We start from the raw sequence: 12,665 nt of genomic DNA on the forward strand, positions 1-12,665 counted from the left end.
ATGACCACTCTCGCCGGACCCTCCGCCGACGCCCTCTGGACCACGTCGCTGCGCCGCTGGAACGCCGTGTGCTGGGTGCTGTTCGCCGCGATGGCGATCGGGCTCGCCACGATGGACGGACCCGCCGGGAGCACGTACGCGGCGCTCGCCCTGCTCGGCTGTGTGGTGCTCTGCTACGCCCTCCTCGACCGCTTCCCCGACAACCCCCTCGTACGGCCGCACACCTACCTCTCCGTGCTGGTGCTCGCACTCGGCGGGCTCGCGTATCTGCGCGGCAGCTACGCGGCGCTGTTCATGGTGACGCTGCCGCACTACTGGATGTTCGGGCGGACCCGCAGGGCCTCGATGGGGTTCCTGGGGCTGGCGACGGCGGCGACGCTGGCGGGCAGCTGGTGCCGGCAGGGCTGGTCGCTGCAGTTCTTCGGCGAGACCATGATGTCCACCCTGATCGTCGTCGCCGTGGGGGTCCTGATCGGCCTGTGGGCCCACTCGGTGGTCGCGCAGAGCGCCGAACGCGCCCGGCTGATCGTCGAGTTGGAACGGACCCAGGCGGAGCTGTCCGAGGCGCACCAGCGGCAGGGGGCGGCGGACGAACGGGAACGGATGGCCCGGGACATCCACGACACCCTCGCGCAGGGCCTCGCGTCGATCGTCGTGCTGGCGGAGGCGGCCGGGGCGGGCCTCGCGTCGGACCCGGTGCGAAGCGCCCGACAACTGCGCTCGATCGAGTCGACGGCCCGGGAGAACCTCGCCGAGGCCCGGGAACTGGTGGGCTCCGCCCGGCGGCGGGGCGGGACGGAGGCCGGATCGGTGGCGCACACCCTGCGCCGTGTCCTGGACCGTTTCGCGGAGGACACCGGGCTCACGGTGGTCGGCGACCTGACGGACGTCGAGTGCGACCAGCAGACCCGGATCGCGCTGCTGCGCTGCACACAGGAGTCCCTGGCCAACGTCCGCAAGCACGCGCGCGCCTCCACGGTCGGTGTGATGCTGAGCCGTCGGCCCCACGGGGTGGAGCTGGAGGTCACCGACGACGGCACCGGATTCGTACCGGAGGGGTCGACGGGCTTCGGGCTCGACGGGATGCGCAAACGCCTGGCGGAACTGGGCGGCCGGCTCACCGTCACCAGCTCGGTGGGAGACGGCACGAGAATCCTGGGGGTGATCCCCCTGGAACCGGCGCCCGGGGACGGCGGCGCGGACGGCGACGAGGGAAGCGAGGGGACGCGATGACCGGCGGACGGATCAGGGTGGTCGTGGTGGACGACCACACCGTCATGCGTGCGGGCGTGGTCGCCCTGCTCGCCGGTGAGGACGGCATCGAGATCGTCGGGGAGGCGGGGGACGGCAGGGCGGCCCTCGACCTCGTCGGGCGGTACGACCCCGACGTCGCCCTGGTCGACCTGCGGATGCCGGTGCTGGACGGGGTGGGCGCGACCGCCGGGATCGTCGCCCGGTACCCGCGCACCCGGGTCCTGATCCTGACGACGTACGACACCGATCAGGACATCGAACGCGGCGTGGAGGCGGGCGCCATCGGCTACCTCCTGAAGGACACCACCCGCGAGCAGCTCGCCGACGCCATCCGCTCGGCCGCGCGCGGCGAGACCGTCCTCGCGCCCCGGGTGGCCGAGAAGCTGGTCGCGCGGATGCGGCGCCCGGCCCAGGAACCGCTCACCGCCCGCGAGACCGAGGTGCTCGACGCGGTGGCCGACGGCCTGACCAACGCCGAGATCGGCAGACGTCTCGTCATCGCGGAGGCCACGGTCAAGACCCACCTCCTGCGCCTGTTCGCCAAGCTCGACGTGAGCGACCGGACGAGGGCGGTGGTGGTGGCCATGGAGAGAGGACTGCTGAGGCGGCCCTGAAGGAGGGCGAGCTCTTCGCACCGCTCGCGCGGCGGAGTCACACGGGCCCGACCGCAGGCGGCCGGACACGCCGGTCCCGGTCGTCCGTGGTTCAGGCCGGGGGCGGTCCGGGAAGCTTTCGGAAGTCCCAGGAGGTGATCGTCCGCGGCGTCAGCCGCAGCCAGGCATGGCGGCCGTCGTGCGGCATGGTGTCCATCGCGAAGTACTTCGCCGCGAACAGCCGTTCCGGCACGTCGAGTTCGGGACACGGCTCGCCGGTGCGGGGAGCCTCGCCCACGGGGACGGCCTCGCCGCACAGCTCGATGCCGCGCAGCTGGGCGTACTCCACCCCGTCGTCCACGACCACCGCGATCCGCGGATCCCCGCGCAGCTGGGACCAGCGCAGGCTGCGGGTGATCGAGTACAGCCACAGGGAGGTCCCGTCCCAGGCGAACCAGAGGGCGCCGACGTGCGGGCTGCCGTCCGCGGACACGGTGGCGACCCGGCAGATGCGCTGTTCCACGAGAAAGGCGTCGCGTTCGGCGTCCGTCATCATGATCCGGCGTCCCCGTCGCTGACCGGCGGTCATGGGTACCCCTTCCCTTGCTGACTGGATGTCAGAAATCATGGAGCCTCTTCCCTCGTCACGCAATGGCGGATAGCCTCGCGCGCCCCGTCCGCCGCCGAAAGGGGCAGCCGTGCCGTCGACGGAACAACTCGCCGCGCAGCTCGATCCGGCCACCACCGTGCTCATGACGGTCGAATGCCAGGAGGGGGTCGTCGGCCCCCGGAGCGCCCTGCCCGAACTGGCCGGACAGGCCAGATCCTCCGGGGCCCTCCACCGGGTCGCCCGGCTGGTCGCGGCCGCCCACGAGACCGGGGTGCAGGTGCTGCACGCGGTGGCCGAACGCCGCCCCGACGGACGGGGCTCCAACGGCAACGCCCGGCTCTTCCGGGCCGCCGGCCGACTGCCCCTGCAACAGCACTCCGGCACCGCAGCGGTACGGGTCGCCGCGCCCATCGAGGTGGCCCCCGAGGATCTGGTCGTGCGCAGACTGCACGGGCTCTCGCCCATCGCCGGGACGGAGGTGGACGCGCTGCTGCGCAACCTCGGCTGCCGGACCCTCGTCGTCACCGGCGTCTCCGCCAACGTCGCCGTGCCCAACGCCGTGTTCGACGCGGTGAATCTCGGATACACGGCGGTGGTGCCGTCCGACGCCATCGCGGGGGTGCCGGCCGACTACACCCCCGTGATGATCCGCAACACGCTCGCCCTCGTCGCCACCGTCACGACCACGGACGAGGTGCTCGGATGCTGGCCGAACCGGACAGGGCTCAGGGCGCGAGCGTGATCGAGCCGCCCGAGACGGTGATCTTCCTGGCGGGCAGCGGTTCGGTGGGGGGCCCGTGGACCACGGCGCCCGTCGCGGCGTCGAACCTGCCGCCGTGGCAGGGGCAGTTGATGGTGCCGTCCGACACGCTCGCCACGGTGCACCCCTGGTGGGTGCACTTCGACGAGAACGCCCTGAACTCGCCGGCCTTCGGCCGGGTCACCACGACCTCCCGGTCGGCGAAGATCTTTCCGCCGTTCTCGGGGATGTCGGCCGTCCTCGTCAGGGCGGCCCCGCCGCCCATCCCCTCGTTGGCGGGCTCTACCACGTCCGAGCCGCCCGACTGCCTCTGCTCGCCGCACGCGGCGAGCACGGCGGCCAGTGGCGCGGTTCCGGCAGCCATGACGACGGCCCGGCGGCCGGGGCGGCTGCTGCGGTCCTGAGATGTGCTCAAGTCGACTTTCCCTTCTGCGGTGTCCACGTCCGTGCCGCCCACCCGGGAGGTGCCCGGTGGGGAACCGGCGGGTGCGGGCGGCGGTCATCATGTCATCGGCAGCCCCGTGCGCCGGCATGAGCGGCCGGGGCCGTCGGACCGGTATGTCAGAGGCGTCTGCGAGGCTGAAGGCATGACACCGAAGAACATCAGCGACCTCGAACGGGCCATCCGCCGCAGCTGGGGGGCGGACACCACGACACCGGACCACCGCCAGGACTGGACCCCGGACAACCCGGCGCGCGACCAGTGCGGAGTGACCGCGCTCGTGGTGCACGACCTGCTGGGCGGTGCGCTGATCCGGGGCGAGGTCCACGTCGACGGCGAGCGCGTCGACTACCACTGGTGGAACCGCCTGGGCATGGGCATCGAGGTCGACCTCACCCGCGAGCAGTTCGGCCCCCACGAGACCGTCGTCGGGGGCGACGTGATCGAGCGGCCGGCGGAGATCGTGCGGCTGCGCGAGGAGTACGAGCTGCTGCGCGGCAGAGTGCTGGCGGAGCTGAGCCGCTGACGGCCGGGAGACCGGGGCCTTCGGCACCCGGGGCGGTCCACGGGCGCCGGAGGGGAACGGCGCGCCGGGACGACGACCCACCGACGGAAACGACGGGCCGGCGGGATCAGCCTTCCGCCGCGCCGCCGTCCGCGCGGAAGACCGGCTTTCCCGCGCGCAGACGGTCGAAGAGGAGCGTCCGGTCCAGCTGTTCCTCCTCCTCCTCTTCCTCCTCGTTGCCGAACACCTCGTCCACCAGCAGCTCGCGCAGCCGCTCCTGCACACCCTCGCCGTATCCCTGCTGGAAGTCGTCCAGGTCGAAGTAGGCGTCCGCCTCCACCGTGGCGATCGTCTCGTGCTCGTCCTCGACGACCAGTCGGGCGCGGATGGTTCCCGCCCGGAGCGTCTGGTCGTTGTAGTGGCCGTAGACGACCTCGGCCTCGATGTCACCGTCGACGGACATCTCGCCGTCGGTGTGCACCGCGCGGGCCGTGACGTCACCGCCGACGGCGACGACGGAGTCGGGACCGCAGTCGGCCAGACAGCCCTCGACGGTGAGCGAACCGGTGACCACGAAGGGGGCCACCACGTCCAGATGCCCCTTCACCAGGAGGTCGCCGTGGTGGAAGAACGGCTCGTGGATCTTCCGGTCGCCGGTCAGCGTGCGGTCCGTACGGGCCTCGTCGCCGAGTACGCGTGCGCACAACCTCGGTATCAGCGGCACGTGGTCGGGACCGGACGCGTCGCGCAGTTCGGTGACGAGCTCCTGGAAGCTGTCGAAGTCCGGCCGTGCGAACTCCGTCAGCCAGCCGCTGTCGTCCGGGACCCCGGCGGTCCGGCAGGCTTCGGACAGCGTGCCGCGCATCGCCTCCGCGACCCGGCGGACGGCCGCCATGTCCACGGGCAGCGGCCCGCCCTCCACCGCGGGGTACTCGACGTGGGCGGGCGCGCCCGCCGCCTCCAGCAGGGCCACGATCTCTGCCCGTGTCCTGCGCTGTTCCCGGCCGAGCTGCTGCAGCCGCAGCGCGATCCCCAGCGGCGTCCGGCCGAGACGGTCGACCGCGCCGGTGTCGGCGTGCCGCTCCAGCAGCAGCTCCACCAGCCGGGGACGGCCGCAGCCGACCGCGGAATGCAGCGGTGTCCTGCCACGGCCGTCGACCGCGTGCACATCCGCACCGCACTCCAGCAGCGCCCGGACGACCTCCAGGGACGACAGCGGTTCGCTGCCGTCGTACGGAGCGCCGACCGCCCGGTGGAGAGGGGTGGCTCCTTCCTCGTCACGGGCCGACAAGTCCGCGCCGTCCGCTGTCAGCGCGCGCACCTCGGCGGCCCGTCGCGTGGCATCGGCACCCGGCGTGGGGGTGACGGCGGCAAAGAGTGCTCTGTTGGCCAAGTCGCTCATGGGCAGGACTCTAGGAGCCGCCTCTGACATCCCGCCCCGCGTCGTGTTCCCTTTCGTCCCACGCGAAGTGACGATATGTCAGATTCCCGGGGCGCGGTGGGTGGGGCGGCCGTCGAGAACGGTGAGCAGGACGGGCAGGTCGGACAGGTCGGTGGCCGGCACCGTGAGCGGGTTGTCCGCGAAGACGGCGAGGTCGGCGCGGTGACCGACGGCGAGGCGTCCCGCGTGGCCCTCCTCGCCCGCGGCGCGGGCGGGGTTGAGGGTCATGCCCCGGAGCGCCTCCAGCGGCGTCAACGCCTGCCCGGGGTTGTGCGGGGGCTGGGTCAGGTCGCGGGTGGGGCGGCGGTGCCGGCTGCCCGCCATGACGGTCAGCGGGGGGTAGGGGGCGATCGGCCAGTCGGAACCGAGTACGATGGTGGCGCCCGCGTCCCACAGGTCGCGGCAGCGCCAGGCGCGCGCGGCACGTTCCTCGCCGAGGCGCCGGGACCAGTTGTCGGTGTGGTCGGCGCGGGTGAAGTCGCAGCAGTGGGTGGGCTGCATGGAGGCGATGACGCCGAGCTCGGCGAACCGGCCCAGAGTGTCGTCGGGAACCGTCTCGATGTGCTCGATCCGGTGCCGCACGTCCGTGTTCCCGGTGGCACGGGCCTTCTCCACGGAGTCGAGCACATGACGTACGGCGGCGTCCCCGATGGCGTGCGTGGCGGTGGGCACACCGGCCCTATGGAATTCCGCGACGACCTTCGTGTACGTCTCGGGGTCGGGCCAGAAGGCGTGGGTGGACTCGCCGTGGCGGTCGGGGCGCTCCAGCCAGGCGGTGCCGTTGTCGATCGTGCCGTCCATGAACAGCTTGACACCCTCCGTCCGCCAGAGCCGCCCGCCCGTGCCCTGCTGGGCGACGAGTGCGCGCAGCGCCTCCGCGTCGGTGTCCGGGCGGCACCAGGGGGCGACCCGGAGCCGGAGCGCAAGGGCGTCGTCGGCGTCGAGCTCGGAGTACAGGGCGAGGCTCTCGCCGTTGGCGTCCATGGCGTGGCCACCGGTGAGACCGGTGGCGGCCATGCTCCGCAGGGTGTCGGCGAGCCGCTCGCGCAGCTCGGCACGGCTGGGCCGGGGGGCCGCGGCCTCGACGACCGCGCAGGCCGCTTCCTCCAGCAGGAGTCCGGTGGGCCGGCCCTCGGCGTCGCAGACGATCTCGGACGCCTCCTCGAAGCGGCGCGGGCCGTCGACGCCCGCGAGTTCGAGCGCGCGGGCACTGGCCAGCATCGAGTGCGCGTCGAAGAGCAGGAGGAGGGCCGGGACGCCGTCGAGGACGGGCCCGAGCGCGGCCGACGTGACCGGCCCCTCGCCGAACACGTTGGGATCCAGTCCCCAGCCGTGCAGCCAGGCGCCGGGTTCCAGCGCCCGGACCTCGCGGGCCAGGGCGCTTCGCACCTCGTCGAGATCGCTGCATTCGGAGAGGTCCAGGCCGCGCGAGAGGTCGGCGCCCGTCAACGGGTGGACGTGCCCGTCGACGAGGCCGGGCGTCACCACGGCGCCCTTCAGGTCGATCACCGTCGTCGACGAGTCCGCGAGCCCGCGCATCCGGCGGTCGTCGCCCAGGTCGGTGATCCGGCCGCCGGAGACGGCCAGGGCCGTCTGGGGCAGCAGCTCGCCGGCGAGCGGGTCGAGCAGCCGGGCGGAAAGCAGGACAAGACTGGTTCGCACAGTGACTCCTTGAGGTGGTGCGTGCCGGCCCGTCGCGGTCGGGCCGGGCGGGGGTGGTGCGGGCCTGCCGTCCCTGCCGGGGCGGGGCCGTCCGGACCGCCGGGAGCGGCCCGGGAGAGGAGCCTGAGCCCGTCGGCCCGGGGGAGGGGCCGGCGGGCTCAGGTCCCGGAATCGGCGGGGGCGTTGTCCGCGCCGGATGCCGCCGGTTCCTCGGGGCGGCTCGTGTCGAGCCGGGCGGCGAGACCGGTGAGCGTGCCGCTCGCCAGGCCGAGTTCGCGTTCGGCCGTGCTGACGGCCATGTGGGTCACCGCCTCGGGGCGGTCGGTGGTGGCGGTGTTGGCGTGCGCGCCGAGGCCGTCGATGACGACCAGGATCTGGATGGTCGCCACGTAGGCGTCGGCGGTCCGGAACTCGCCGAGGCGGACACCGTCACGGACGAGGTCCTCCAGCCTGCCGCGCCACAGGGCCTCCTGGTGGTTGACCCTGTCGCGGAGGACGGGGCGGTATCGGCTGAGGTGCCGGGCGTTGATCCACAGGCGGCTGATGTCGTCGTACGCGGGGCCCGTCGCGAGCGCGAAGAAGCGGGCCAGGCGCTCCGTGGGCGCGGCCGTCGCAGCGCCCGCGGGCAGGAGCGTGTCCAGTTCGGCACTGGCGGCGGTGCCGAACGCCTCGGCCACGAGGTCCTCGACGGCGGGGAAGTAATGGCTGATGAGCCCCGGCCGGACGCCGAGCCGGTCGCCGGTCCGGCGCAGGGTGATGGACTCCAGCCCCTCGGTCAGGGCGATGGCCGCCGCCGCGTCGACGATCTCCGCGCGCCGGTCCGAGGGAGACTTCCGGATCCGCTTCCGCTGCATGCTTGACGACATACCGGCGATGTTATTGAGTGTCCGACCAATAAGCAACCGGTGGGTGCGGCCGACGCCCCGGCTCCCACGATTCCGGACCCGCCCGCGAACGCCCGCCGGGCGGCCCGTCTCCTTGGTTCACAGATAGCGCAGTTGCGAGCGAGATGTGTGGGGAGAGGTCGATGGGCGGACCGGTGGCCCCGGGGACCGGGTCGTCGCGCGACGGGACCGGCGTGGGCATCGTGCGGGCCGGAAAACCGCCGGCGCACGTGGTGGCATCGAACATGGACGTGCTGCAGGTGGGCGTGGGCGGCGCCAGGGCCCTCGCCCACGTGGCGGGGGTGCCCGCCGTACGGAGCCCACCGCCCGGCGGGTCCGCGGCGGGCCTCACCCGGCCGGCCGGGGCGGGCGAGTGGATAGTCTGGGGAAATGCTTACGGAAGTGACAGCGGCCCGCTACGTCACGCCCCTGCGTGAGGGCGGCTCGCTCCCCGGGACCGTCGAGGCCGACGACTCCGGAACCTGCGTCATGAAGTTGTCCAGTGAGGTGCCCTGACCTGCAGCGATGGGGTCAGCATCGTCTCTGACCTGCGCAGATAGGCCTTTCGGTGTCTTTCAGAGTTGTCTTGCGTTGTGCAGTCGATTCTCTCCGGACGCTCCCCAGAGCCCCTCGTGCTCCCCAGATCCTCCCCGACGAAATACCGCAACCGAGGAACCAGCAACGCCGTGCTCACCTTGGTAGGTGCCTCACAGGCGTTACAGAGGGGTATCCAGTTGATCGCTGAGTATCCGCGTATGCGTGGTGCCGTTGCGGTCTTCGAGTGGCCTGGCCTCGCCGTTTCGGTTGGGCTGAGGCGGCGTCGCTGATCGCCGAGTGTTGGGTGGCCGACGTGATTTCGGTGCTTGAGCAGGTCGGAGTCCCGGCGCGGTGGTCGGGTTCTCCGGGTTCTTCCGGGTCGTGGGCGGACGGGGGTTTGCCGGTCAGCTGGCGGGTCGGGGCAGTGCGGCGAGGCGGTGGAAGGCCGTGGCCAGTTCGGGTCTCCAGGGCCAGGTCGCCGATATTTGCAGGTGGAGGCCTCGGCCGTCGCAGGCGAGGCGGGCGACGTGCAGTAGCCGGTAGCGGAGTTCTTCTGGGCTCGGCGGTGGCCAGCCCCCGCCCAGGAGGAGGACACGGGTCCAGGCGAGCAGGTCGATCGCGGCGAGGCTGAGTTCGAGCCGGACGGCGTTGATGCCGAAGTCGCGGGAGAGGACGCGGCCGAATCCGGTGGTCCTACCGCACCGGATGTGGTCCTCGGCAGTGGCATGTCCGCGGTGGCGGACCTTTGGGAACTGGGCGGAACCGCCACCGGAGTACGGGGTGTCGGTGAGGAACACCTGATGCCGTAGGACTTCGTCCTGGTCGAACAGGGACAGCTGGGCTCCGGGGTGCGGCCGCTCTCGGCGCACGATGATGCGGGTGCCGGCCGGGTAGCCGTCCAGCTCGGCGACCTTGGTGCCATCACGCAGAGTTCCGTCCTGGTCCAGGGCGGGATGCCAGAGGCGGTCGGGCACGGCCCGGACAGCGCGGCGGACCGGCTCGGTGATGGCGTATCCGACCGAGAAGAAGGTACGGACTCCTCGTTTCCGTACGTTGCCGACGTGGGCGAGGAAGGCTTTCGCGATCCGGCACTGTCGGTGCGGACGAGGATGTCGGTGCCGTGCCGATGCGCGTCGGGGATTTGCGCGAATGCCTGGTCGAACACCGTGATGTGGTCGCTCGCGGTGTTGGCACCGGCGTTTCCAGGACACAGTCGGCCCGACAGTGCCTCGCCGGTGTCGGCGAGCAGTCGCCAGGCCGTCGGTGTCGAGGCGACCGAACCGAACACCCCTACCTGGTCCCGCGCAGTACGGCCAGGTCCGCGATGGCCTCACCGCTGCCGGCGAGCATCACCGCCAGGTCGGTGGCGATCCGGCCCGGATCACGCCCAGTCCCGCGCGGCCGAAGCGGCCTGAGCGTGGTGGAGTACGCGGCGGTGAGCCCGGTGGCATCAGCGAGATCGGCCAGTAACCGTGCCCCGGCATGACCGACCACCCCCGAACCATCTGCACTGACCTGGACCCTGGGACGCAACCCGATAGCCTGCACGTAGAAAGTGCCCTCCGCCTGGACCGACAGAACCTTTCAGCAAGGTTCATCGTCCCAGGTCGGGAAGGCGCTTTCGCGTTTCCGCCCCAACAGCCGCCGTACCCAACCGAAACGGCGAGGCCAGCCCCAACGCCGTGTAGACAGAGTCTGGGCGGGCTGTGTCCAGTCGCCTGAAATAGGACGAAGCTCCTGCTAGTTGTAGGAGGTCAGGAAAATACTGACACCTTGGCGTAGCCGCGACGCAGGAGGTTCTCCGTCAGCGGCGCTGTGGGGGCGGTGGAACAATCGGCGGCGCACCTCCACGGACAATGGTGCGTTCGCGTGGGTCATGATGTGGTCGAGGCGGTACAGGACGCTTGGTGCCGTGCGCCGGTGACGATGAGTGAGACGTTCTGCCCCCCGAAGCCGAAGGAGTTGCTGAGCACGGCTTCCTGGGGGACGTCCCGTCGCTCTGCGACGACATCGAGGTCGATGTCGGGACCGACGCCGGCCGCGGTGAGGTTGCGGGTCGGCGGGATGACGCCGTGCTTCACGCTGAGGACGGCGATGAGCGCCTCGATTGCGCCGGCGGCGCCAAAGAGATGGCCGAGCGCCGCCTTGGGGGCTGTCACGGTGGCGCGGCCGAAGACCTCCCCGATCGCGCGCGCCTCGGCGATGTCGCCGACCGGAGTTCCGGTGGCGTGGGCGTTGATGTGGCTGATCTGCTCGGGAGCCAAGCCGGCTTGCGCGAGGGCCTTCCGCATGGCCGAGATCTGACCGGAGCCGTCGGGAGCGGGCGCCGTGATGTGGTGAGCGTCGGCGGCGATGCCGGCGCCCGCGAGTACCGCGTGGACGCGCGCGCCTCGGGCGTCGGCGTGTTCGGCGCTTTCGAGCACTACGACAGCCGCGCCTTCACTGAGGACGAATCCGCTGCGGTCGGCGGCGAACGGCCGGGAGGCTGAGGCGGGTTCGGCGGTGTATCGCGACAGCGATTGTGCCTGGGCGAAGCCGGCGACGGTGATCGCGGCGATCGCGGCCTCGGTTCCACCCGCGATGACCACGTCCGCCTCGCCGGCACGGATGAGCCTGGCCCCCAGGGCGATCGCCTCGGCACCGGAAGAGCACGCCGAGACGGGCGTGTAGACCCCGGCCCGTGCACCGTATTCGATACTGATCAGCGCTGCCGCCGCATTGGGCATGAGCATCGGGACCGTGCGTGGCGAGACGCGCCGTGTCCCGGCCGCCTCCAGTACGTCGTCTTCCTTCAGCAGCGTCCGTACACCCCCGATGCCCGTGCCGATCGCTGATGCGAGCCGGTCCGGGTCCACCCGCGGGGCACCGGCATCGGCCCAGGCTTCGGCCGCCGCGGTGAAGGCTGCCTGCTGTGAGCGGTCGAGCCGCCTGGCCTGCGCCGGCGGCAGTGACTCGGCGGGGTCGATCGCCATCGTCCCTGCGACGGTGTCGGGAAGGCCGACGTCCTCGTGGCCGGGCAGGACGCCGCCGCGGATGCCGGACTCGCCGGCGAGCAGGGCGTCCCAGGTGGACTCCACGTCTCCACCGAGTGGCGTGATCGCGCCGAGTCCGGTCACGACTACTTCAGTCCGGTGCATGCCCTTGGGCCTTTCTTGTATGCGATACAAACGAACGAAACCTTGTTGTATCACATACAATTCAGATGTGGAGAAGAAGCGAACCGAAGCTCGATCAACGCCGGCCCGGTCGCGGGACCGCGGTCGCGCGACGAGGCGCCGGCTGATTGAGGCAACTGCACGGCTCTGCAAGGAGCGGCCCGGCGCTGAGGTCAGCGTCGCGGAGATCGCGAACGCGGCAGGTGTCTTCCCCAATCAGGTCACCTACTACTTCGGCTCCAAGGACTCGCTGCTCGTGCACGCCGCTTTTCTCGGCTTGCTGCACGACGCCCGACGGGCCGAGCGCATCGGTCGCCAAGCCCCCGATGCGGCGGCGTTTCGACGCAACATCGCCCGCGCCGTACTGGCCATGCCCTCGCTCCCATCGGTCGCGCGAGCACTCGCCGCCGGGATCTCCAAGCCCGAACTCGCCCCCGTGGTCGACCGGCACCTCCAGTTGCTGTTCCGGCAATCCGAGCGCTTCGTGAGCCAGCTCATCGACAGTCGCGGCTGGAGGTCCCGTCGACCACTCAGCGTGGAGGCCAGGACGTTCTGGAGCACCGCGCTCGGCGCAGTACTGCTCGTCCGTGCCGGGGCGCATGGCACTGTCGCCGACCTCGACCTCGCCGGAGCATTGACCATCCACGACGAACCCGAGCGCGGCTAAGGGCTGTCCCGTAATCCCCGGTGGATCAGCGCGCGGCGTCGGATGCGGTGCATCGCAAGGCGGAGGGGCGTCCGCATACTGGATGTATTCGGACGTTCCGACAACGCAGCGAGGATGGGGTCTCCCCTGCTCGAGCGCAGCCGAGAGCTCGGGGA

Annotated in this window: 11 protein-coding genes and 2 pseudogenes; 6 read left to right on the forward strand and 7 right to left on the reverse strand. The window is 71.6% G+C overall.

Features of this window, described 5'->3' with window-relative positions; translation table 11 throughout:
* Together ACWCXX_RS32785 and ACWCXX_RS32790 are read left to right on the forward strand one after the other, a co-directional pair.
* Positions 1–1,233 carry a sensor histidine kinase gene (locus ACWCXX_RS32785; protein ID WP_451133648.1) on the forward strand — a complete coding sequence of 411 codons (1,233 nt, stop codon included), beginning with the start codon at positions 1–3 and terminating at the stop codon, positions 1,231–1,233.
* Entirely contained in the window at positions 1,230–1,868 is a 639-nt protein-coding gene (locus ACWCXX_RS32790) for a response regulator (RefSeq protein ID WP_451133650.1), read from the forward strand. The genes ACWCXX_RS32785 and ACWCXX_RS32790 overlap by 4 nt, the downstream gene beginning before the upstream one ends.
* A gap of 91 nt (positions 1,869–1,959) precedes the next feature.
* On the opposite strand, the gene ACWCXX_RS32795 is transcribed toward ACWCXX_RS32790, so the two are convergent.
* The gene (locus ACWCXX_RS32795; protein WP_451133652.1) at positions 1,960–2,436 is read right to left on the reverse strand and encodes a pyridoxamine 5'-phosphate oxidase family protein; all 477 of its coding nucleotides are present in this window, start codon (positions 2,434–2,436) and stop codon (positions 1,960–1,962) included.
* Between the two features lie 109 nt (positions 2,437–2,545).
* On the opposite strand from ACWCXX_RS32795, the gene ACWCXX_RS32800 reads away from it, so the two are divergent.
* Complete coding sequence (locus tag ACWCXX_RS32800) at positions 2,546–3,199, forward strand: cysteine hydrolase (RefSeq protein WP_451133654.1); 654 nt, start codon at positions 2,546–2,548, stop codon at positions 3,197–3,199.
* Here ACWCXX_RS32800 and ACWCXX_RS32805 read toward each other — a convergent pair.
* Positions 3,183–3,632 carry a Rieske (2Fe-2S) protein gene (locus ACWCXX_RS32805; protein ID WP_451133656.1) on the reverse strand — a complete coding sequence of 150 codons (450 nt, stop codon included), beginning with the start codon at positions 3,630–3,632 and terminating at the stop codon, positions 3,183–3,185. The genes ACWCXX_RS32800 and ACWCXX_RS32805 overlap by 17 nt on opposite strands.
* A gap of 172 nt (positions 3,633–3,804) precedes the next feature.
* On the opposite strand from ACWCXX_RS32805, the gene ACWCXX_RS32810 reads away from it, so the two are divergent.
* Positions 3,805–4,185, forward strand: a complete 381-nt coding sequence (locus ACWCXX_RS32810; RefSeq protein ID WP_451133658.1) for a YunG family protein — start codon at positions 3,805–3,807, stop codon at positions 4,183–4,185.
* Between the two features lie 106 nt (positions 4,186–4,291).
* On the opposite strand, the gene ACWCXX_RS32815 is transcribed toward ACWCXX_RS32810, so the two are convergent.
* The 3 genes from ACWCXX_RS32815 to ACWCXX_RS32825 form a co-directional block, all read right to left on the reverse strand.
* Positions 4,292–5,566: an ankyrin repeat domain-containing protein gene (locus ACWCXX_RS32815; RefSeq protein WP_451133660.1), complete on the reverse strand. Its 1,275-nt coding sequence runs from the start codon at positions 5,564–5,566 to the stop codon at positions 4,292–4,294.
* A 78-nt stretch (positions 5,567–5,644) separates the two neighbouring features.
* Positions 5,645–7,267 (reverse strand): amidohydrolase, encoded by a 1,623-nt coding sequence (locus tag ACWCXX_RS32820; protein ID WP_451133662.1) that lies wholly within the window; start codon positions 7,265–7,267, stop codon positions 5,645–5,647.
* A gap of 158 nt (positions 7,268–7,425) precedes the next feature.
* Complete coding sequence (locus tag ACWCXX_RS32825) at positions 7,426–8,133, reverse strand: TetR/AcrR family transcriptional regulator (RefSeq protein WP_451133664.1); 708 nt, start codon at positions 8,131–8,133, stop codon at positions 7,426–7,428.
* Between the two features lie 408 nt (positions 8,134–8,541).
* Between ACWCXX_RS32825 and ACWCXX_RS32830 the strand changes: the two are divergent.
* Positions 8,542–8,652 (forward strand): annotated as a pseudogene (locus ACWCXX_RS32830) (HipA family kinase); the annotation flags it as partial.
* 440 nt (positions 8,653–9,092) lie between these two features.
* Here ACWCXX_RS32830 and ACWCXX_RS32835 read toward each other — a convergent pair.
* Positions 9,093–10,266, reverse strand: a pseudogene (locus ACWCXX_RS32835) (transposase).
* A 296-nt stretch (positions 10,267–10,562) separates the two neighbouring features.
* Entirely contained in the window at positions 10,563–11,825 is a 1,263-nt protein-coding gene (locus ACWCXX_RS32840) for a beta-ketoacyl-[acyl-carrier-protein] synthase family protein (protein WP_451133666.1), read from the reverse strand.
* A 67-nt stretch (positions 11,826–11,892) separates the two neighbouring features.
* On the opposite strand from ACWCXX_RS32840, the gene ACWCXX_RS32845 reads away from it, so the two are divergent.
* Complete coding sequence (locus ACWCXX_RS32845; protein WP_451133668.1) at positions 11,893–12,510, forward strand: TetR/AcrR family transcriptional regulator C-terminal domain-containing protein; 618 nt, start codon at positions 11,893–11,895, stop codon at positions 12,508–12,510.
* Positions 12,511–12,665: the final 155 nt, after the last annotated feature.

This window comes from Streptomyces sp. NPDC001732, assembly GCF_053596315.1.

What these genes read in the sequence shown, in the direction of transcription:
- ACWCXX_RS32785 (WP_451133648.1), top strand. Translation starts at nt 1, where the DNA reads ATGACCACTCTCGCCGGACCCTCCGCCGACGCCCTCTGGACCACGTCG.
- ACWCXX_RS32790 (WP_451133650.1), top strand. Translation starts at nt 1,230, where the DNA reads ATGACCGGCGGACGGATCAGGGTGGTCGTGGTGGACGACCACACCGTC.
- ACWCXX_RS32795 (WP_451133652.1), bottom strand. Translation starts at nt 2,436, where the DNA reads ATGACCGCCGGTCAGCGACGGGGACGCCGGATCATGATGACGGACGCC.
- ACWCXX_RS32810 (WP_451133658.1), top strand. Translation starts at nt 3,805, where the DNA reads ATGACACCGAAGAACATCAGCGACCTCGAACGGGCCATCCGCCGCAGC.
- ACWCXX_RS32815 (WP_451133660.1), bottom strand. Translation starts at nt 5,566, where the DNA reads ATGAGCGACTTGGCCAACAGAGCACTCTTTGCCGCCGTCACCCCCACG.
- ACWCXX_RS32825 (WP_451133664.1), bottom strand. Translation starts at nt 8,133, where the DNA reads ATGTCGTCAAGCATGCAGCGGAAGCGGATCCGGAAGTCTCCCTCGGAC.
- ACWCXX_RS32840 (WP_451133666.1), bottom strand. Translation starts at nt 11,825, where the DNA reads ATGCACCGGACTGAAGTAGTCGTGACCGGACTCGGCGCGATCACGCCA.